This is a genomic window from Cellulomonas timonensis, from assembly GCF_900046455.1.
Taxonomy (GTDB): Bacteria; Actinomycetota; Actinomycetes; order Actinomycetales; family Cellulomonadaceae; genus Cellulomonas_A; species Cellulomonas_A timonensis.
This window is the reverse complement of sequence record NZ_FCOT01000013.1, coordinates 1-21,264: the sequence shown is the minus strand read 5'-3', so window position 1 is coordinate 21,264 and position 21,264 is coordinate 1. Positions and strand designations below refer to the sequence as shown.

Annotated in this window: 14 protein-coding genes and 3 rRNA genes; 5 read left to right on the top strand and 12 right to left on the bottom strand. The window is 68.9% G+C overall.

Annotated elements, in window-relative coordinates:
* The first annotated feature begins 13 nt into the window (after nt 1–13).
* The 3 genes from BN3788_RS13635 to BN3788_RS13625 all read left to right on the top strand — a co-directional run bounded on the left by BN3788_RS13635 (nt 14) and on the right by BN3788_RS13625 (nt 4,068).
* Nucleotides 14–1,093 (top strand): phosphotransferase family protein, encoded by a 1,080-nt coding sequence (locus BN3788_RS13635; RefSeq protein WP_234346655.1) that lies wholly within the window; start codon nt 14–16, stop codon nt 1,091–1,093.
* Nucleotides 1,094–1,103: 10 nt separating this feature from the next.
* A complete protein-coding gene (locus BN3788_RS13630) occupies nt 1,104–2,345 on the top strand; it encodes an acyl-CoA dehydrogenase family protein (RefSeq protein ID WP_066587307.1) in 1,242 nt (413 codons plus the stop codon).
* A 64-nt stretch (nt 2,346–2,409) separates the two neighbouring features.
* Complete coding sequence (locus BN3788_RS13625; protein WP_234346654.1) at nt 2,410–4,068, top strand: AMP-binding protein; 1,659 nt, start codon at nt 2,410–2,412, stop codon at nt 4,066–4,068.
* A gap of 99 nt (nt 4,069–4,167) precedes the next feature.
* Here the strand turns inward: BN3788_RS13625 and BN3788_RS13620 are convergent, their stop codons facing one another.
* From BN3788_RS13620 to BN3788_RS13580, 9 genes are all read right to left on the bottom strand, one after another.
* Nucleotides 4,168–5,472 (bottom strand): ABC transporter substrate-binding protein, encoded by a 1,305-nt coding sequence (locus BN3788_RS13620; protein WP_066587306.1) that lies wholly within the window; start codon nt 5,470–5,472, stop codon nt 4,168–4,170.
* Nucleotides 5,473–5,545: 73 nt separating this feature from the next.
* Complete coding sequence (locus BN3788_RS13615) at nt 5,546–6,694, bottom strand: branched-chain amino acid ABC transporter permease (protein ID WP_066587303.1); 1,149 nt, start codon at nt 6,692–6,694, stop codon at nt 5,546–5,548.
* A complete protein-coding gene (locus BN3788_RS13610) occupies nt 6,691–7,569 on the bottom strand; it encodes a branched-chain amino acid ABC transporter permease (protein WP_066587300.1) in 879 nt (292 codons plus the stop codon). The genes BN3788_RS13615 and BN3788_RS13610 overlap by 4 nt, the downstream gene beginning before the upstream one ends.
* Complete coding sequence (locus BN3788_RS13605) at nt 7,569–8,336, bottom strand: ABC transporter ATP-binding protein (RefSeq protein WP_066587299.1); 768 nt, start codon at nt 8,334–8,336, stop codon at nt 7,569–7,571. The genes BN3788_RS13610 and BN3788_RS13605 overlap by 1 nt, the downstream gene beginning before the upstream one ends.
* Nucleotides 8,333–9,154 (bottom strand): ABC transporter ATP-binding protein, encoded by an 822-nt coding sequence (locus tag BN3788_RS13600; protein WP_066589365.1) that lies wholly within the window; start codon nt 9,152–9,154, stop codon nt 8,333–8,335. The genes BN3788_RS13605 and BN3788_RS13600 overlap by 4 nt, the downstream gene beginning before the upstream one ends.
* An 84-nt stretch (nt 9,155–9,238) precedes the next feature.
* Entirely contained in the window at nt 9,239–9,973 is a 735-nt protein-coding gene (locus BN3788_RS13595; RefSeq protein WP_066587296.1) for an SDR family oxidoreductase, read from the bottom strand.
* A 52-nt stretch (nt 9,974–10,025) separates the two neighbouring features.
* Nucleotides 10,026–11,003, bottom strand: a complete 978-nt coding sequence (locus tag BN3788_RS13590) for an NADPH:quinone oxidoreductase family protein (RefSeq protein WP_066589362.1) — start codon at nt 11,001–11,003, stop codon at nt 10,026–10,028.
* The gene (locus BN3788_RS13585) at nt 11,003–11,599 is read right to left on the bottom strand and encodes a TetR/AcrR family transcriptional regulator (protein WP_066587293.1); all 597 of its coding nucleotides are present in this window, start codon (nt 11,597–11,599) and stop codon (nt 11,003–11,005) included. Before BN3788_RS13585 ends, BN3788_RS13590 begins: the two co-directional genes overlap by 1 nt.
* Nucleotides 11,600–11,615: 16 nt before the next feature.
* Complete coding sequence (locus BN3788_RS13580; RefSeq protein ID WP_066587291.1) at nt 11,616–12,371, bottom strand: SDR family oxidoreductase; 756 nt, start codon at nt 12,369–12,371, stop codon at nt 11,616–11,618.
* Between the two features lie 150 nt (nt 12,372–12,521).
* Between BN3788_RS13580 and BN3788_RS13575 the strand changes: the two genes are divergently transcribed.
* On the top strand, nt 12,522–13,367 hold the full coding sequence (locus tag BN3788_RS13575; RefSeq protein WP_234346653.1) for a LacI family DNA-binding transcriptional regulator: 846 nt from the start codon (nt 12,522–12,524) through the stop codon (nt 13,365–13,367).
* A gap of 60 nt (nt 13,368–13,427) precedes the next feature.
* Nucleotides 13,428–15,611, top strand: coding sequence for a 1,4-alpha-glucan branching protein GlgB (glgB, locus tag BN3788_RS13570; protein WP_066587289.1), 2,184 nt, complete (start codon nt 13,428–13,430; stop codon nt 15,609–15,611).
* 174 nt (nt 15,612–15,785) lie between these two features.
* Here glgB and rrf read toward each other — a convergent pair.
* From rrf to BN3788_RS13555, 3 genes are all read right to left on the bottom strand, one after another.
* Nucleotides 15,786–15,902: ribosomal RNA gene (gene rrf / locus BN3788_RS13565) — 5S ribosomal RNA — on the bottom strand.
* A 78-nt stretch (nt 15,903–15,980) separates the two neighbouring features.
* Nucleotides 15,981–19,095: ribosomal RNA gene (locus BN3788_RS13560) — 23S ribosomal RNA — on the bottom strand.
* Between the two features lie 404 nt (nt 19,096–19,499).
* A 16S ribosomal RNA gene (locus BN3788_RS13555) occupies nt 19,500–21,023 on the bottom strand.
* Together the 16S, 23S and 5S rRNA genes form the textbook arrangement of a ribosomal RNA operon.
* Nucleotides 21,024–21,264: the final 241 nt, after the last annotated feature.

The window sequence follows — 21,264 nt, the reverse complement described above, 5'->3', positions numbered from 1 at the left end:
GAAGACGCCGACTGTGAGCGAACACCTGACGGAACCGGTGGGCCTGTCCACCTCGACGTTCGAACGATGGCTGCGCCCCCGGCGCCCCGACCTGCTCGCCGACGGGCCATTGCGCGCGACCATCCTCGACGGCGGGCGCAGCAACCTCACCTACCAGGTGACCGGCGGCGCCGCCCCGCTCGTGCTGCGCCGGCCGCCCCTCGGCCACGTGCTCAGCACCGCCCACGACATGGCCCGCGAGCACCGCGTCATCTCGGCCCTGGCGCCCGCGTCGGTGCCCGTCCCCCGCGCCGAGCTCCACCACGACGACTCCGACGGGTCGGCAGGTGTCGGCACGCCGTTCTACGTGATGGAGCTCGTGGAGGGCGTCGTGCTCAGGTCCCCGGCGGACAACGCCCAGTTCTCGGCGCCGCAGCTCCGCGCCCTCAGCCTCGACCTCGCGGCCACCCTCGGGCGCCTGCACAGCCTCGACCCGCAGTCCGTCGGGCTCGGGTCCCTCGGGCGCCCCGACGGGTTCCTCACCCGGCAGGCACGCCGCTGGGGAGAGCAGTACGACAGGTCCCGCAGCCGCCCGCTGCCCCAGCTCGACCAACTCCAGGACGAGCTCCGCGCGAGCATCCCCGCCACGACCCGCACCTCGATCCTGCACGGCGACTACCGACTCGACAACGCCATCGTGCAGGTCGGGCCGGACGGCGCGCCCACGCTCGCGGCCATCCTCGACTGGGAGATGGCGACCCTCGGCGACTCACTCACCGACCTGGGCCTGCTGGCGCTCTACTGGGACATCCGCACGCTCAGCGGCGAGGCGATGGGAGCGGCCGCGAGCGCCGTCGACCCCGCCGCGGGCTACCCCTCGTTCGACGAGCTGGTCGACGTGTACAGCGCCACCCGCCGGGCCCCCGTGCCCAAGCTCGCCTGGTACCGCGCGTTCGCGGCATACAAGCTGGCGATCATCCTCGAGGGGATCCACTACAGGCACCTGGCCGGGGAGACCGTCGGCCCCGGCTTCGACACCGTGGGCGCGCTCGTCGCCCCGCTCGCCGCCCACGGGCTCGCGTCCCTGGGCCCCACCCGCACCGGCGCCAGGTAGAGGGGCAGTCATGGACTTCGCGCACGACGCCACAGCGTCGAAGTACGTCGACCTCATGCAGGACTTCCTGGAGGACTGCGTCTACCCCGCCGAGCCCGTGCTGCGCCGCGAGGTCGCGCAGACGCCGGACGTGTGGTCGCTGCGGCCAGTGGTCGGCGCGCTGCGCGACGACGCCCGCGAGCGCGGGCTGTGGAACCTGTTCCTGCCCGGCGACCACGGCGACGGCGGGCGCGGGCTGACCACGCTGCAGTACGCGCCGGTGGCCGAGCTGAGCGGCCGCAGCCCCCAGCTCGCCCCGGTGGCGATGAACTGCGCGGCGCCGGACTCGGGCAACATGGAGCTGCTGCACCAGTTCGGCACGCCCGCGCAGAAGGAGCGTTGGCTCGCCCCGCTGCTCGCCGGCTCCATCCGCTCCGCGTTCTGCATGACCGAGCCGGACGTCGCCTCCTCGGATGCGGCCCACCTGGCCACCCGCCTGCGCCGCGACGGCGACTCCTACGTCGTGACCGGGCGCAAGTGGTGGTCGACAGGCGCCATGAACCCCGATGCGGCCCTGCTGGTGGTGATGGGCGCCACCGACCCCGAGGCGCCGCGCCACCGGCGCCAGAGCATGATCCTGGTGCCGCGCGACACCCCCGGCGTGCGGGTGGTGCGGCCGCTGACCGTCTTCGGCTACGACGACCGGGACCACGGCGGCCACGCCGAGATCGTGTTCGAGGACGCCCGCGTCCCGGCGGAGAACCTGGTGGGCGGCGAGGGCGAGGGCTTCGCGATCGCGCAGGCGCGCCTCGGCCCGGGCCGCGTCCACCACTGCATGCGGGCGCTGGGCATGGCCGAGCGCGCGATGGATCTGATGGGCGCCCGAGCGCACCAGCGCGTCACGTTCGGCCGCCCGCTCGCGACGCGCGGGGTGGTGCGGGAATGGCTCGCGGAGTCCCGGTGGGCCATTGAGGCGCTGCGGCTGCTCGTGCTCAAGACGGCCTGGCTGATGGCCACGGCCGGCAACCGCGCCGCCATGACCGAGATCCACGCGATCAAGGTCGCCGTGCCTGGCGCCGTGCAGCAGATCCTCGTCCGCGCCGTGCAACTCCACGGGGCAGCCGGCCTGCACGACGACGAGCCGCTGGCCGCGATGTTCGCGGCCGCCCGGGCGCTGCGCCTGGCCGACGGGCCCGACGAGGTCCACCGCGTCTCCCTCGGAGCGGCAGAGCTGCGCCGCACGCAGCCGCTCCCCGAGCCGGCTCATCCCTGAGCTGTTCTACCGGTGGTGTGCCGCAGCACCGGAGCACGTCGACGACGACGATGAAAGGAAGGGCATGATGTCGAGTCCTCAGTCCTCTCCCGCGCTCGCGGGCCTCCGCGAACCGGCCCCCGCGCCGGCCCACGCCCAAGGCCCCACTCCAGACGCCGCCCTGGGCGGCCTCGGCCACGGCAGCCTGTCGGTGGCCTCGATCCTCGCCGAGCAGGCCCGGCGCACTCCCAACCGCACAGCAGTCGTCTGGGCGGGCGCCGCCACGACCTACCGGGACCTGTGGGACCAGGCCCGCGGCTACGCCGGCGCGCTGCGGGCCAGGGGCATCGGACCCGGCGACCGGGTGGCCATGCTGGTGCCGAACGTGCCCGACTTCCCGCGCGTCTACTACGCGGTCCTGGCCCTGGGCGCCGTCGTCGTGCCGGTGCACCTGCTGTTCAAGGCCGAGGAGATCGAGCATGTGCTGCGCGACAGCGGCGCTCGGGTGCTCGTCGTCGCCGCCCCGCTGCTGCCCGTGGCCGCACCCGCCGCGGCGGCTGCGGGCGTGCCGATGGTCTCGGTGCTGCTGCCCGAGACGCTCGCGGCGCAGACACCCGTGCCACGGCTCGAGGACGAGGCGGCGGCCGCCGAGCCGCTGCCGCGCCATGAGCCCGTCAACCCGCTGGCGGCCGCGACGGTGCTGTACACCAGCGGCACCACCGGCAAGCCCAAGGGCGCCGTGGGCTCGCACCTGGCGCTCGTCGAGCAGGTGCACGTCGCGCTGATCGACATGTTCGACCTGACCGCCGACGACGTGGTCTTCGGCGGCCTGCCGCTGTTCCACAGCTTCGGGCAGAGCTCGGTGATGAACATGGCGTTCCGGCGCGGGGCGACGGTGCTGCTGATCCCCCGGTTCGACCCGGCCGAGGCGCTCGACCTGATGGTCGAGCACGGCGCGACCGTGTTCACAGCGGTGCCGACGATGTACGTCGCGCTGCTCGCCGCCGCCATCGAGCATCCCGGCCGCCCGCCGCTGCGCTACGCGGTCTCCGGCGGGTCCGCGCTGCCGGTGGCCGTGCTGGAGCAGTTCGAGGCGACGTTCGGGGCGCCCGTGCACGAGGGCTACGGGCTCACGGAGACCTCGCCCACGGTGTCCTTCAACTACGTCAACGAGGAGCCGCGCCCCGGCACCGTCGGCCGCGCGCTGTGGGGCGTCGACGTCGCGATCGCCGACGCCGCGCTCGAGCACGTCGTCGAGATCGTGCCGCACGGCGTCGTCGGCGAGGTGGTGGTGCGCGGGCACAACCTGTTCAAGGGCTATCTCGGCCGCCCCGAGGACACCGCCGCGGTGATGGTCGACGGCTGGTTCCGCACCGGCGACCTCGGGACCCAGGACGCCGACGGCATCCTCACCATCGTCGACCGTAAGAAGGACATGCTGGTGCGCAGCGGCTACAACGTGTACCCGAGCGAGGTGGAGCAGATCCTGGCCCGGCACCCCGGCGTGGCCATCGCGGCGGTCTTCGGCCTGCCCGACGAGGCGCGGGGCCAGGAGATCCACGCGGCGGTGGTCGCCGCCCCCGGCGCGCACCTCGACGGCGAGGAGCTCGTCGCGTTCGCCAAGGAGCGGATCGCCGCCTACAAGTACCCCCGCCACGTGCACGTGGTGGACGCCCTGCCCGTCGGGGCCAGCGGCAAGGTGCTCAAGCGCGAGCTCGTCGCGGAGTTCACGCACGAGCCCTGAGGCAGCACCGCATCCGCCCCAGGGGAACGGCAGGGGAATGGCAGGGCCCGGTCGGTGTCGACCGGGCCCTGCCGTCGGAGGCGCCTCGCGCACGGCCTGTCAGGACGACGGGATGCCGTCGTCCTCGAGCGCGACAGGCCCGCCGGTGTAGGGCGTCACCTCCCCGGCGCCGGGCTCCGCCGTGTACGGCGTCCCCACGTACTCCTGCACACCGCCGGCCACCACTGTGACCTGCACGCCCTGGTAGGCGCCGTTGTTCGTCGCCGAGAGCGCCAGCGGCACCACGCCGTTGCCGCGCAGGTCCCCTGACGTCACCGCGTCGACGATGCCCTGCCGGGTCGGCGTCTCACCGGCCTTCGCCAGCGCCTCCGCGAACAGGTAGCCCACGGACATGCCGTACACGGTGTTGCCGTCGAACGGCGCGCCCTCGTTGTAGTCCTCGTTGATCTGGCGGAAGAGGGTGGTCCACTCGTCGGTCTCGCTGAAGTGGGACGGCAGGTAGTTCGCGCTCACGAACCCCTCGAGCAGTGCGGCGTTCTCCCCGAGGTACTGCGACACGGTGCCGTAGTCCCCGCCCACCGACGAGGACAGCCACTGCGGCTGGTACCCGAGCTTGGCCGCCGTGCCCACCGCGAGCGCGCTGAACGCGTTGATCGCGGCCAGGAAGTTGACCTCGCAGCCCGCCTGCTTCATCGCGGCCACCTGTGCCGAGACGTCGGGGTTGGACGTCGTGTACACCTGCTCCGAGGCCAGGCCATCCTCTCCCAGCACTGTGACCAGGCCGGCGGCGAAGTCCTCGCCGAGGTCGTCGTCCTGCGCCAGCAGGCAGGTGGTCTTCCCCGGGAAGTGCTCCTGGGCGTAGGTGGCGAGCGCCTTCGCCTCCGCCGTGTAGTCGGCATTGAACCCGAACGTCCACGGGTGCTCGTCGGGCTGGTTGAAGACGGGGCTGCCGGACGCGACGAACAGGTCCGGCACCTCGTTCTCGTCGAGGAAGTCCAGCACGGCACTGTGCGGCGCGGTGCCCAGCCCGTTGAGCAGCGCGAACACCCGGTCCTCCAGGACCAGCTCGCGCACCACCGACTGCGTGGTCGCCGGGTTGTAGCCGTCGTCCTTGACGATGTACTCGATGGTGCGGCCATTCACCCCACCGTTGTCGTTGAGGTAGGCGAAGTAGGCGGTGGTCGCCGCGGAGATCGAGGCGTATCCGGCCGCTGCGGGACCGCTCAGCGGGTGGTGCGTGCCGACCACGATCTCCGTGTCGGTGACGCCGGGCGCGGGCTCGGCGTCCCCTGCCGCCCCGCTCGCGTCATCTGTGGAGTCCGCGCTGCACGAGGCGAGCAGCGGGACGAGCAGCGCGGCGACGCCGGCGGCGGCGACCGCTCGGACGATCCTGGGACGTGTCATCGGGAACGCCTTTCTCTGTGGGTGGGTCTGGGACTGTCCTGCGGGTCGGTCGTGCGCGCGGTCCTGGCGCCTGTCACCCGGCCGTCGGAGCCCGTGCGGCGGGGTCCCCCTGTGTCTGGGCGGCCGGGCCCGGGGCTGGCGTGGCGCCGCGCGCGGGCCTGCGTGGCCGCATGTCGCGGCGGCGGGCAGCGGTCAGGGCGCCCTGGATCCCGCGCGGGGCCGCGATCATCAGCACGATGAGCAGCACGCCGAAGACGAGCACCGCCAGGTTCCCGTCGAGGCGCTGCGCGAGTCCCGCGCTGACCGGCAGGGCGTCGGTGACGGAGCTGGTGAGCTCGGGCAGCGCCACGAGCAGCAACGCGCCCCAGAACGCCCCAGCGAGCGAGCCGAGCCCGCCGACCACCACCGCCACCACTAGGAACAGCGAGAAGACGAGCGAGTACGCGCCGGGGTTCGCGATCTGCGTGACGTAGGCCAGGACGGCGCCGCCCAGCCCCGCGGCCGCGGCGCTGAGGGTGAACGTGGCGACCTTGACGCGGGTCACGTCGATGCCGGCCAGGCGCGCCGCCGCCTCGTCGTCCCGCACGGCGGCGATCTGGCGCCCGGCACTGCCGGATCCCACGTTGCCCAGCACGAAGAGCACGAGCGCGGCGGCCGCGAGCGCCACCCAGGCCTGCCATTGCTCGGCGCCGACGTACGGGCGCAGCGCCTCCGGGCGCCGCTCGATCTCGATCCACAGCCCGCGGTCCCCGCCCAGTGTCCGGGAGAAGGTGCTGGTGATCGCTGGCACCGCCACCACCACGGCCAGGGTGAGGCCTGCCAGGTACGGCCCGCGCAGCCGGGCGCCGGCGGCGCCGAGTAGGGCGCCGAGCGCGGCGGCCGACGCGACCCCGACCGCCAGGGGGACCAGCAGCCGGACGGGCCCGGCCACGTCTGCGGCGCTGAGGGCGTTGGACGTGAGCCCGAACCCGTAGGCCCCCGCGGCCATCAGCGCGGCGTGCCCGAGCGAGAGCTGCCCGCCCCGGCCCACCAGCAGCGTCAGGCCTGCCGTCGCGCACAGGTATGCGGCGACGACCGCCGCCTGGTAGGCGCGGTAGGGCTCGAGCGCGAGCGTCGCCGTGATCGCGAGCGCGAGGCCGAGCACTGTGAGCGCGAGGCGCCGGAGCGTCGGTCCGGGGCGCCATCGGGCGGCACGGGCGTCGATGCGGCTGTGGGCGCTCATGCCTGCCGCACCTGCCTCGCGCTGAAGATCCCCGCGGGCCGCACCAGCAGCACCACCACCAGCAGCACCAGCACCGCGATGGGCGCCAGCGTGGAGCCGAGGTAGCCGGTGACCAGGCTGAGCAGCACCCCGACTACCAGCCCGCCCACGGCGGCGCCCACCGGCGAGTCGAGCCCGCCCACGATCGCCACTGTGAACGCGTACACGAACAGGGTGTCGGTGGCGTGCGGGTTGAGGCCCAGCTCGGTGGGGATGACGAGCACCGCCGCGAAGGCCCCGACTGCTGCCGACAGCGTCCAGCCGAGGGTCAGCATCCGGGACACGGGCACGCCGAGCAGCCGGGACGTCTCAGGGGCGAACGCCGCGGCCCGCATCCTCAGGCCCACGGCTGTGCGGGTGAACAGCAGTCCAAGCGCCAGCAGGAGCATCGCAACGGCGCCGATCACGTACAGGTCGTAGGGCGAGAGGAGTGGCACGCCGCCCACCCACAGCGGCTCCATGCTGAACGGGACCCGCATCGGCGTGTAGTCGTTGCCGAACGCGATGCCCAGCACCGCCTGCAGCACCATGACCACGCCCAGCGCGACGATCACGCTGTTGAGCGGCGACTGCCGGGCGACGTGGCGCATCACGCCCCGCTCGACCACCAGTCCGAGCAGGGCGCCGGCCAGCACGGCGGCGGCGAGCCCCAGCCAGTAGTTCCCGGTCGCGGCGGTCACGGCGAACGCCACGTAGGTGGTGGCCGCGGCCATGGCGCCCTGCGCGAAGTTGACGATGCGCGCGGCCCGCCAGATGAGCACGAGCGCGAGGGCGAACACCGCGAACACGGCGCCCCGCGCGAGGCCGCTGCTCAGCAGGTGCAGGAAGTGGTCCATCAGAACCCCAGGTAGGCGTGGCGGAGCGCGTCGTCGTGGAGCAACGAGCGCGCGGGGCGGGTGGCGACGACCTGGCCCAGGTGCAGCACGACGCCCACGTCGGCGACGGACAGCGCGCTGCGCACGTTCTGCTCGACGAGCAGGATCGTCAGCCCGTGGTCGTCGCAGAGCCGGCGCAGCATCGCCATGATGTCGGCGACGACGCGGGGGGCCAGGCCGAGCGATGGCTCGTCGAGCAGCAGCAGCCGGGGGCGGGAGACGAGCGCGCGGCCGACGGCGAGCATCTGCCGCTCACCCCCGGAGAGCTGGTGGCCGGGGCTGGCGACGCGTCGGGCGAGCGGCTCGAACAGCGCGTACACCTCGTCGACGGCGTCGCGCAGGTCGCGTCCGCCGCCGCGCCACAGGCCGCCGAGCCGCAGGTTCTCGTCGACTGTCAGCTCGGCGATCACTCCGTGCCCCTCCGGCACGTGCGCGAGCCCCGCGCGTACCCGGTGCTCGACGGGGACGGCCAGCAGGTCGGCGCCGCCGAGCCGCACGGTCCCGGCGCGCGGCCGCACCAGGCCCGACAGGGCGCGCAGCAGCGTCGTCTTCCCCGCGCCGTTCGCCCCGACCACCGCCACGACGTCGCCGGCCGGGACGCGCAGCGCCACGTCGTGCAGCACCGGGGTACCCCCGTACCCGGCGGTGAGCCCGGCCACGTCGAGCAGCGGCTCGCCGGCGGCCTCCGGCGGCGTCCCGGCGCGGGGAGCCACGACGCCGGCGCTCATGCCGCTCCCCCGCTGGCGCGCGGCGCCGTGGGCGCCTCGATCCCCAGGTAGGCGTCGACTACCGCAGGATCGGCGCGCACCTCCTGCGGGGCCCCGTCGGCGATCAGCCGGCCGAAGTCCAGCACCGCGACCCGGTCGCACAGCGACATCACCAGGTCGACGTGGTGCTCCACGAGCAGGATCGCGCAGCCGCGTGTGGCCGCGAGGTCCCGAACGGTCCGGGCGAGGTCGGCGATGTCGGCGGCGCCCAGCCCCCCGGCCGGCTCGTCGAGCAGCAGCAGCGCCGGCTCGCTCACGAGCGCGCGCGCCAGCGCGACCCGCTTCCTGACGGGGTACGGCAGGTCGCCCGGGCGCCGATCGGCGGCGTCGAGGACGCCGAGCTCGTCGAGCACGTCCTCGGCGCGCCGCGCCGCCTCCCGATCGTGCCGCAGCATGCGGTGCGCGCCGATGGCTGCGGCGGCCATGCCGGGCACCGTCGAGCTGAGCCCGGCCATGACGTTCTCGCGCACGGTGAGCCCGGCGAACAACCCGAGCCCTTGCAACGTGCGGGCCACGCCGTCGCGCACCAGCCGGTGGGTGACGGGGCGCTGCGGCGTGCCGCCCAGGCGCACCTCCCCGCTCGTGGGGCGCACGATCCCGCAGACCACGTTGAAGAGGGTGGTCTTGCCCGCGCCGTTCGGGCCGATGAGGCCGACCACCTCGCCGTCGGAGACGGTGAGGCTCACCTGGTCGAGCGCCTGGACGCCGCCGAAGCGCACGCTGACGTTGTGTAGCGAGAGCCGCTCGGTGGCGGCTGTGGCCGGGGAGCTGCGTGACATGAACACCTCGTCGTGTCGGTCGTGTGCCCACCGTAGCAAGAAACCGACTAGACGGTATGCCGTTGTGACCGAACTGCCCTTCTCTTAGCGGTGACCGACCCCCGCGACGAGCCCGCCGTCCACCACGAACTCCGCCCCCGTCGAGTACGACGACTCGTCGCTCACCAAGAACAGGACGGTCCCGGCAACCTCCTCCGCCGTGGCAGGCCGCCCCAGCGGGATCGGCAGGTGCTCCGGGTCCAGCCGCTCCGTCATCGCGCTGAGAATGAACCCCGGGTGGATCGAGTTGACGCGGATGCCGTGCCGCCCCACCTCCATCGCCACCGACTTGGTCAGGCCCCGCACGGCGAACTTGCTGGCCACGTACCCGTGCAGCGCCGCACTCCCGCGCAGCCCCTCCACCGACGACACGTTGACGATGGACCCGCGGCCCAACACCTTCATCCCCGGCACCACAGCCCGGATGCCCAGGAACACGCCCGTGAGGTTGACCGCGAGCGTCGCGTTCCAGCTCTCCATCGGGTACGACTCCACCGACCCGGCGCTCGCGACGCCCGCGTTGTTGACCAGCACGTCCACCGGTCCGAACGCCTGCTCGGCGGCCGCCACCGCAGCCGCCCACGCGCTCTCCTGGGTGACGTCCAGGTGCTGGTAGACGGCGCCCTCGCCCAGCTCGTCGGCGAGGACCTTGCCCTCGTCGTCGAGCACGTCGCCGACCATCACCCGAGCCCCCTCGCGCACCAGCGCCCGGGAGTAGGCGGCGCCCAGACCCCGCGATCCGCCCGTCACGATGGCGACCTTGCCGTCGACTCGTCCCACTGCGCACCTCTTCCGGGTCTTCGCGGCGCGCCCGGCCGGGCCGCCGTCGTCGTCACTCCATCGCGATGACCACCCGGCCGACGGTGACGCCACCGGCGAGCTCCTGGATCGCGTCGGCCGCCTGGGCGAACGGCACGATCTGCCGCACCACCGGCCGCACCTGCCCGGCCCATGCCAACCGGGTCAGCTCGTCGTGGGTCGCCGCGACCAGGTCCGGGCGGCGCTCCGCGTACAGCCCCCAGTACAGGCCCAGCACCGCGTAGTTCTTCAGCAGGGCATGGCTCGCACGGGCGGTCTGGATGACGCCACCGGCGAACCCGACCACGACGATCCGCCCCTCGAACGCGATGCACCGCGTGGACCTGTCGAACGCGTCCCCGCCCACGGGGTCGTAGACGACGTCGGCGCCGCGCCCGCCCGTGGCCTCCATGACCACGTCGACGAAGTCCTCCGCACTGCGGTCCACCACCACATCGGCGCCTGCGGCGCGGGCGACGCCTGCCTTCGCGGCCGTGCCGACCACGCCGACCACCCGCGCCCCGGCGGCCTTGCCGAGCTGCACGGCGGCGGTGCCCACCCCGCCCGCGGCGGCATGCACCAGCAGCGTCTCCCCCGCCTGGATCCGGGCCCGCCGGTGCAGCCCGAAGTGCCCTGTCTGGTGGCCCACGTACAGCGCCGCCGCCTCGGCGTCGCTCAGCGGCTCGGGCGCCGGGAACACGAGCGCGGCGTCGAGCACCGAGTACTCCGCAAGCACCCCGATCTTCGAGCCGATCACCCGCTGCCCCGGCGCCAGGCGCGACACGCCCTCCCCCACGGCGACGACCTCGCCGCACAGCTCGATGCCGGGCGTGAACGGCAGCGGCGGCTTGACCTGGTACTGGCCACGCGCCAGCAGCACGTCCGGGAAGTTGGCCGCGACCGCCAGCGCGCGCACCAGCACCTGGCCGGGTCCGGCCTCCGGGCGCTCGACGTCGACGAGCCGGAGCACGTCCCTCGGCTCGCCGGCGGCCTGCGCCTGCCAGGCGCGCATCATCGCGTGCCCTGTCCCGCACCCGACCGCAGGCTGACCAGGAACAGGTCTGTGAGCTGCGCGGCGATCTCGCCCTTGCTCTCCGGCCCCGCGGGCGAGTACCAGTGCGAGAGGTAGTGGACATCGGAGAAGAAGTGCGCCACGAGCACCGCCCGCGGCACGTCCACGCGGTACAGGCCCTCCCGCTGCCCACGCTCGATGATCCTGGCGAAGTCGTCGTGGTACTGCCGTCGCCGCCGTGTCACCTCCTCCTGCCGGTCCTGCGCGAGCATGTGGACGGACCTGAAGAAGACGGTGCCCTCGGGCAGGTAGTCGATGGACGTCTCGATGACGTCCACGCACACCGCGCGCAGCGTCGCGTCGGTGGGCAGGCCACTGTCGACGATCTCCGCGAGGTGCTCGCTCTGCAGGGTCAGCAGCTGCTCGTAGATCGCGAACAGCAGGTCGTCCTTGGAGCGGAAGTAGTGGTACATCGCGCCCTTGGTGACACCCGCCGCCTCGACGATCTGCTGCACCGAGGTCGTGGCGTAGCCCTGGCTCGCGAACAGGTCGACAGCGGCCTTCTTGACGCTGTCCTGGACGCTGGAGTTCTTCACTGGTTGTCCTTCTTCCTCAGGAGACCGGGCGGATGGAGCCGCCGCCGTCGATGACGAGCGTCTGCCCGGTGATCCAGCCGGCGTCGCGCGAGAGCAGGAACGCCACGGGCCCCGACACGTCCGCCGGGACGCCCAGCCTGGCAAGAGGATAGGACGCGGCCACCTGCTCCTCGCGTCCCGCGTAGAGGACCTTGGCGAAGTCCGTCTTGATCACTGCGGGCGCCACGGCGTTGACACGCACCCGGGGCGCGAGCTCGTAGGCGAGCTGGGTGGTCAGGGAGATCAGCGCGGCCTTCGACACCCCGTAGAACGCGATACCGGGGCTCGCCGTGAGGCCCGCGATCGACGCGATGTTGACGATGGCGCCGCCGTCGCCGTCGCCCAGTCCGTGGGCCATGGCGTCTCGCGACCACTCGAGCGCCGCCACGACGTTGAGGTCCAGGATCTTGCGGACCACCGAGACCTCGATCTCGAGCGCCGGCCCATACGCGGGGTTGACCCCGGCGTTGTTGACGAGCAGGTCGAGCTGGCCCAGCTCGCGGTCCACCAGGTCGAGCACGCTGGCCCGATGCGCGGGGTCGTCGGCGCGCCCTGCGACACAGAGCACGCGCTCGGGCGGTCCGATCCTCGCGGCGGCCTGTCGCAACACGTCCTCGTCGCGGGCCGTCAGCACGACGCGGGCGCCTTCGAAGACGAGCCGTTCCGCGATGGCGAGGCCGATTCCCCGGCTCGCGCCTGTCACGACGGCGACGTCGCCTTCGAATCGTCTCACGGGGCCCCTTCGCTCCTGTCTGACAAACCGACTGTTCGGTATGAACGGGAAGTGTATCGCGCCCCACCGCGCCTGCGCCATCACCCCGCGCGCCCGGGGCCCCGACGCGCCCCGCCCCGGCGCGATGCCCGCGGCACTAGGCTGACCCGCGTGAAGAGCAGGGCGGACGCCGTCGGACTGGTGCTGGCTCGACCCGCCCGCATGCTGGGCCTCGAGCCGTTCTTCATGGAGCTGATCGCCGGCATCGAGGAGGTCCTCGCCTCCGACGGGCGCTCGCTGCTGCTGCACGTCGTGCCCGACCACGACGCCGAGATCGCGGCGTACCGGCGCTGGGGCAAGGGCGAGATGGTCGACGCCGTCGTCGTCGTCAACGTCGTCGCCGAGGATCCCCGCCTGCCGATCCTCACCGAGCTCGGCATCCCCGCCGTCGTCATCGGCGGGCCCACCCGCGACCTGCCGTTCTCCAACGTGTGGATCGACAACGCCCAGGCGATGCGCGACGCGGTGGCCCACCTCGTCTCGCTCGGCCACCTCCACCTGGCGCGGGTCAGCGGGCCCAGCACCCTCGCCCACACGCAGACCCGCACCGAGGCCTTCCTGTCCGAGTGCACTCGCCGCGGCGCCGAGGGCACGGTCGTCGAGGGCGACTACACCGAGCTGTCCGGGACCCGCTCGACGCGGGCGCTCCTCGGCCGCCGCGGCGCCCCGTCCGCGATCGTTTACGACAACGATGTGATGGCCCTCGCCGGGCTGGGCGTCGCCCAGGAGATGGGCGTCTCAGTGCCCGAGCGGCTCTCGATCCTGGCGTGGGACGACTCGGCGCTGTGCCGCCTGGCCCACCCGCCGCTGTCCGCGATGAGCCTGGACGTGTACGCGATGGGCGCGCAGGCCGCCGACTGCGTGCTCAACCTGCTCGCCGGCGGTCCCGTCGCCTCCCACATGGCGCCTCTCCCCTGCCTCGTCGCACGGGGCTCCACCGCCTCCTTCACGCGCTGACCTCGCAGTTCCCCGCGTGGAGACGCTGCATGGCGCCCCTCGTGGTGGTTGGGTAGGGGCATGAACCGGCAGGCCGAGCTCATCCCCGTCCCCGTCGACCCCGCACTGCTGCGCGCGGTCGCCCAGGGCGTCTCCCATGAACCGCACTCCGTGCTCGGCCCCCATGTGGGCAACGGGCGGACGACGATCCGGGTGCTGCGGCCATTGGCCGACTCCGTGGAGATCGTGACCCCCCAGGGCGCGGTCTCCGCAACCCATGAGCTCGACGGCATCTGGTTCGCCGTCCTGCCCGGCGAGCAGGTGCCGGACTACCGCCTGGACGTCACCTACGCCGGCCACACCACTCGCGCCGACGATCCCTACCGGTTCCTGCCCACGGTGCACGAGCTCGACCGCCACCTCATCCGCGAGGGCCGGCACGAGGAGTTGTGGACGGTGCTCGGCGCCAACCCCCACACGTACCCGAGCGTCCTCGGCGAGGTCCGGGGCACGGCGTTCGCCGTCTGGGCCCCCAACGCCGTGGCGGTGCGGGTGGTCGGGGACTTCAACCACTGGCAGGGCACCCAGAACGCGATGCGCTCACTCGGCGAGAGCGGTGTGTGGGAGCTCTTCATCCCCGGGGTCGACGCTGGCGCCCGGTACAAGTTCGAGATTCTGGGCCGTGACGGCTCCTGGCGGCAGAAGGCCGACCCGCTGGCCAAGGGCACCGAGGTGCCGCCCGCGACCGCGTCGGTGGTCGTCGAGAGCCGCTACTCCTGGACCGACGACGCCTGGCTGGCTGGCCGGGCCTCGCGCGACCCGCACACCGGGCCGGTGAGCATCTACGAGGTGCACCTCGGCTCGTGGCGCGCGGGCCTGTCGTACCGCGAGCTGGCCACCCAGCTCACCGAGTACGTCGTGGACCTCGGATTCACCCACGTCGAGCTGATGCCCGTGGCGGAGCATCCTTTCGGCGGCTCCTGGGGCTACCAGGTGTCCTCGTATTACGCGCCGACCTCGCGCTTCGGGCACCCCGACGACTTCCGGCACCTCGTCGACACCCTGCACCGCGCCGGCGTCGGCGTGATCCTCGACTGGGTGCCCGCCCACTTCCCCAAGGACGAGTGGGCACTCGCCCGGTTCGACGGCACCCCGCTCTACGAGCACCCAGACCCTCTCCTCGGAGAGCAGCCCGACTGGGGCACCTTCGTCTTCAACTACGGGCGACTGGAGGTGCGTAACTTCCTGGTAGCGAACGCCACGTACTGGCTTGAGGAGTTCCACATCGACGCGCTCCGCGTCGACGCCGTCGCCTCCATGCTCTATCTCGACTACTCGCGCCAGCCCGGCCAGTGGCGGCCGAACGTGCACGGCGGACGCGAGAACCTCGAGGCGATCGCGTTCATCCAGGAGGCCAATGCCACGGCGTACCGCCGCAGCCCCGGCGTCATGATGATCGCCGAGGAGTCGACCGCCTGGTCGGGTGTCACGGCGCCCACGGATCACGGCGGCCTCGGCTTCGGATTCAAATGGAATATGGGCTGGATGAATGACACTCTGCGCTATCTCGCGGAGGAGCCGATCAACCGCCGGTATCACCACAACGAGGCCACGTTCTCGCTGGTGTACGCCTTCTCGGAGCATTTCATCCTGCCGATCAGCCATGACGAGGTGGTGCATGGCAAGGGCTCGCTCATGGGCAAGATGCCCGGCGACGACTGGCAGAAACTGGCGAACGTCCGCGCACTGCTCGCCTATCAGTGGTCGCACCCGGGCAAGCAGCTGCTCTTCATGGGCTCGGAGTTCGGCCAGGGCGCCGAGTGGTCGGAGTCCCGCAGCCTCGACTGGTGGCTGCTCGACAGCGCGCCGCACGCTGGCATCCAGCGTCTCGTCCGGGATCTGAATCGCCTGTACCGGGAGACTCCGGCTCTCTGGGAGCTGGACAGCTCGCCCCAGGGCTTCGAGTGGATCGACTCGAATGACGCCGACCACAACGTCCTCGCCTACCTGCGCCGGGACTCGGCCGGCCGGCAGGTCGCCGTGGTGGTCAACTTCGCCGGCACGCCCCATGAGGGCTACCGACTGGCGCTGCCCACGGGCGGCCGCTGGATCGAGGCCCTCAACACCGACTCGACGGCGTACTCAGGCTCCGGTGTGGGCAATCTCGGCGCGGTGGAAGCCGTCGCCCAGCCGCACTACGGCCGTCCGTTCTCCGCGACGGTCCGCGTCCCTCCGCTCGGCGCCGTCTACCTCATCCCCGAGTGAGCTCGGCGGCGTAGCCGCATGTGTGGAAGGGCCCGCGGAGTCTGCCTCCTGCGGGCCCTTCGACGTGCACTGACCAGCGCAAGAGCGCGAGGCCGCCCGCGCACGAACTCCACGTGAATGCCCTGGAAAACGCAGAAAGAGCCACCCCATAGGGGTGGCTCTTTCTGAATGATGTTCCGGCGGCGACCTACTCTCCCACACCCTGGCGAGTGCAGTACCATCGGCGCAGAGGGGCTTAGCTTCCGGGTTCGGAATGGGACCGGGCGTTTCCCCCTCGCTATGACCGCCGTAACTCTATGGAGATATGAATCTCGGGATGATTCCCGTTCGTATCTCGGGAACCGCACAGTGGACGCGTAGCAATGTAGTGTGGTGAAGTCATCGGCTTATTAGTACCGGTCAGCTCCAGCAGTCTTTCGTCCTGCCTTCCACATCCGGCCTATCTACCCAGTGGTCTAGCTGGGAGCCTCTCGGGGCACTAGTCCCCATGGAAACCTCATCTTGAAGCAGGCTTCCCGCTTAGATGCTTTCAGCGGTTATCCCTTCCGAACGTAGCCAACCAGCCGTGCTCCTGGCGGAACAACTGGCACACCAGAGGTTCGTCCGTCCCGGTCCTCTCGTACTAGGGACAGCCCTTCTCAAGTTTCCTGCGCGCGCAGCGGATAGGGACCGAACTGTCTCACGACGTTCTAAACCCAGCTCGCGTACCGCTTTAATGGGCGAACAGCCCAACCCTTGGGACCTACTCCAGCCCCAGGATGCGACGAGCCGACATCGAGGTGCCAAACCATGCCGTCGATATGGACTCTTGGGCAAGATCAGCCTGTTATCCCCGGGGTACCTTTTATCCGTTGAGCGACGGCGCTTCCACAAGCCACCGCCGGATCACTAGTTCCGACTTTCGTCCCTGCTCGACCTGTCAGTCTCACAGTCAAGCTCCCTTGTGCACTTGCACTCGACACCTGATTGCCAACCAGGCTGAGGGAACCTTTGAGCGCCTCCGTTACATTTTAGGAGGCAACCGCCCCAGTTAAACTACCCACCAGGCACTGTCCCTGGTCCGGATGACGGACCGAGGTTAGATATCCAGAGCGACCAGAGTGGTATTTCAACGTTGACTCCACCGACACTGGCGTGCCGGCTTCACAGTCTCCCACCTATCCTACACAAGCCGCACCGAACACCAATACCAAGCTATAGTAAAGGTCCCGGGGTCTTTCCGTCCTGCTGCGCGTAACGAGCATCTTTACTCGTAGTGCAATTTCGCCGAGTTCGCGGTTGAGACAGCGGGAAAGTCGTTACGCCATTCGTGCAGGTCGGAACTTACCCGACAAGGAATTTCGCTACCTTAGGATGGTTATAGTTACCACCGCCGTTTACTGGGGCTTAAATTCTGAGCTTCGCCTTGCGGCTGACCCGTCCTCTTAACCTTCCAGCACCGGGCAGGCGTCAGTCCGTATACATCGTCTTGCGACTTCGCACGGACCTGTGTTTTTAGTAAACAGTCGCTTTCCCCTGGTCTCTGCGGCCGTCCACGCTCCCCCAGCAAGTGGGATCACGCTTCGGGCCCCCCTTCTCCCGAAGTTACGGGGGCATTTTGCCGAGTTCCTTAACCACGATTCTCTCGATCGCCTTAGTATTCTCTACCTGACCACCTGAGTCGGTTTAGGGTACGGGCGGCTAGAACCTCGCGCCGAGGCTTTTCTTGGCAGCATAGGATCACCCAATCATCCCGCATTCGCGGTCACCATCAGTTCTCAGGCTATGTGAGAGGCGGATTTGCCTACCTCTCGCCCTACAACCTTGGACGTGGACTACCATCGCCACGCTGGGCTACCTTCCTGCGTCACCCCTGTTAATGCGCTTACCTACTGCCGGCTCGGGTCGCGCGCTCCCCCGCCCGGTGTCCCCGAAGGGACGATGGACGGCTTCGGGCGCTTAGCATCACCGGGGTCGGTATGGGCGGTTCTTCGCCGGTACGGGAATATCAACCCGTTGTCCATCGACTACGCCTGTCGGCCTCGCCTTAGGTCCCGACTTACCCAGGGCGGATTAGCCTGGCCCTGGAACCCTTGGTCATTCGGCGGACGGGTTTCTCACCCGTCTTTCGCTACTCATGCCTGCATTCTCACTCGTGTGGCGTCCACCGCTGGGTCACCCCGCGACTTCACTCGCCACACGACGCTCCCCTACCCATCCACACGCCTGAACCCCACAAGGGGGCTGAGCTATTGTGTGAATGCCACAGCTTCGGCGGTATGCTTGAGCCCCGCTACATTGTCGGCGCGGAATCACTTGACCAGTGAGCTATTACGCACTCTTTCAAGGGTGGCTGCTTCTAAGCCAACCTCCTGGTTGTCTGTGCAACTCCACATCCTTTCCCACTTAGCATACGCTTAGGGGCCTTAGCTGGTGGTCTGGGCTGTTTCCCTCTCGACTACGGAGCTTATCCCCCGCAGTCTCACTGCCACGCTCTCACTTACCGGCATTCGGAGTTTGGCTAACGTCAGTAACCTTGTGGGGCCCATCGGCTATCCAGTAGCTCTACCTCCGGTAAGAAACACGTGACGCTGCACCTAAATGCATTTCGGGGAGAACCAGCTATCACGAAGTTTGATTGGCCTTTCACCCCTAACCACAGGTCATCCCCTCGGTTTTCAACCCAAGTGGGTTCGGTCCTCCACGCGGTCTTACCCGCGCTTCAACCTGCCCATGGCTAGATCACTTCGCTTCGGGTCTAGAGCACGCGACTGAATCGCCCTATTCGGACTCGCTTTCGCTACGGCTTCCCCACACGGGTTAACCTCGCCACGTACCACTAACTCGCAGGCTCATTCTTCAAAAGGCACGCTGTCACCCCTGCTAGGGAGGCTCCAACGGATTGTAGGCACACGGTTTCAGGTACTATTTCACTCCCCTCCCGGGGTACTTTTCACCTTTCCCTCACGGTACTTGTCCGCTATCGGTCACTAGGTAGTATTTAGGCTTAGCAAGTGGTCTTGCCGGATTCACACGGGATTTCTCGGGCCCCGTGCTACTTGGGATCCCCTTCGGGAGGCCGCGTCATTTCGTCTACGGGGGTCACACCCTCTGTGCCGGGCCTTTCAATGCCCTTCGACTATAACGCGGCTTTCTGACTCCCTGCTGATTCGGCAGAACCAGCTGAAAGGTCCCACAACCCCGCACACGCAACGCCTGCCGGCTATCACACGCATACGGTTTGGCCTGATCCGCTTTCGCTCGCCACTACTCACGGAATATCTCTTCCTGTCGGTACTGAGATGTTTCACTTCCCGACGTTCCCTCCACACACCCTATATATTCAGGTGCGGGTCACTGGACATGACTCCAGCGGGGTTTCCCCATTCGGAGATCCTCGGATCACGGTTCGTTTGCCAACTCCCCGAGGCTTATCGCAGGCTACTACGTCCTTCATCGGCTCCTAGTGCCAAGGCATCCACCCTGTGCCCTTAAAAACTTGACCACAATAATTTCTACAAAGATGCTCGCGTCCACTGTGCAGTTCTCAAGCTACGAACGATCCCCGTGCTGACACCGGCGCCTGCCCAAGAACACCTGGGCGGTTCGACCGATCACACGGACCCGTATCCAGCCACCCCACCGCAACCCATCCGAAGACGAGCCAGCGGGGCAACCCGAGACAACAACCTTCCGGCTGTTCCCTCAGGACCCAACAGTGCGCCAAGCCCACCCCTCACACGACCCCCCGCGTTCCAGAACCGGGCAAGCCCGGGACGTACTAGAAGGAGGCCGCATCGCGGCCGGCCATAGTCGATGTTCCACCCTTGAGCTCCACCCCCGGCTCGTTCGGCCAGGGACATGGGCCTGGACCCGGCCCCCGAAGAGACCTGGCCAGATGCTCCTTAGAAAGGAGGTGATCCAGCCGCACCTTCCGGTACGGCTACCTTGTTACGACTTAGTCCCAATCGCCAGTCCCACCTTCGACGGCTCCCCCTCTTGCGAGTTGGGCCACCGGCTTCGGGTGTTACCGACTTTCGTGACTTGACGGGCGGTGTGTACAAGGCCCGGGAACGTATTCACCGCAGCGTTGCTGATCTGCGATTACTAGCGACTCCGACTTCATGGGGTCGAGTTGCAGACCCCAATCCGAACTGAGACCGGCTTTTTGGGATTCGCTCCACCTCGCGGTATCGCAGCCCTTTGTACCGGCCATTGTAGCATGCGTGAAGCCCAAGACATAAGGGGCATGATGATTTGACGTCATCCCCACCTTCCTCCGAGTTGACCCCGGCAGTCTCCTATGAGTCCCCGGCATGACCCGCTGGCAACATAGGACGAGGGTTGCGCTCGTTGCGGGACTTAACCCAACATCTCACGACACGAGCTGACGACAACCATGCACCACCTGTACACCGACCTTGCGGGGAGCACATCTCTGCACTTTTCCGGTGTATGTCAAGCCTTGGTAAGGTTCTTCGCGTTGCATCGAATTAATCCGCATGCTCCGCCGCTTGTGCGGGCCCCCGTCAATTTCTTTGAGTTTTAGCCTTGCGGCCGTACTCCCCAGGCGGGGCACTTAATGCGTTTGCTGCGGCACGGAACTCGTGGAATGAGCCCCACACCTAGTGCCCAACGTTTACGGCATGGACTACCAGGGTATCTAATCCTGTTCGCTCCCCATGCTTTCGCTCCTCAGCGTCAGTTGCGGCCCAGTGACCTGCCTTCGCCATCGGTGTTCCTCCTGATATCTGCGCATTCCACCGCTACACCAGGAATTCCAGTCACCCCTACCGCACTCTAGTCTGCCCGTACCCACTGCAAGCCCGAGGTTGAGCCTCAGGTTTTCACAGCAGACGCGACAAACCGCCTACGAGCTCTTTACGCCCAATAATTCCGGACAACGCTTGCGCCCTACGTATTACCGCGGCTGCTGGCACGTAGTTAGCCGGCGCTTCTTCTGCAGGTACCGTCACTTTCGCTTCTTCCCTGCTGAAAGAGGTTTACAACCCGAAGGCCGTCATCCCTCACGCGGCGTCGCTGCATCAGGCTTGCGCCCATTGTGCAATATTCCCCACTGCTGCCTCCCGTAGGAGTCTGGGCCGTATCTCAGTCCCAGTGTGGCCGGTCGCCCTCTCAGGCCGGCTACCCGTCGTCGCCTTGGTAGGCCTTCACCCCACCAACAAGCTGATAGGCCGCGAGCCCATCCTTGACCGATAAATCTTTCCAGACGCTACAGATGCCTGTGCGTCTCGTATCCGGTATTAGCCGCCGTTTCCCGCGGTTATTCCAGAGTCAAGGGCAGGTTACTCACGTGTTACTCACCCGTTCGCCACTGATCAGACAAGGCAAGCCCTGTCATCACCGTTCGACTTGCATGTGTTAAGCACGCCGCCAGCGTTCGTCCTGAGCCAGAATCAAACTCTCCGTAGATGTCTCATGGCACCCTGCCACCGAAGCGGCAAGGAAACCGACACACGAAACAGCCCCACTCGAAAGCAGGACCAGTTAATTCGGCTGATTCGAGCATGCCACCCACGGGGTGGACGACACACTCAGTCAACCAAGACTCACCAACCAGCAACCCCCCACCGAAAAGCGGGGAACCACCAGACGATGAACCATCTTGGCATCGACTACTTGGCACACTGTTGAGTTCTCAAGGAACAGACGC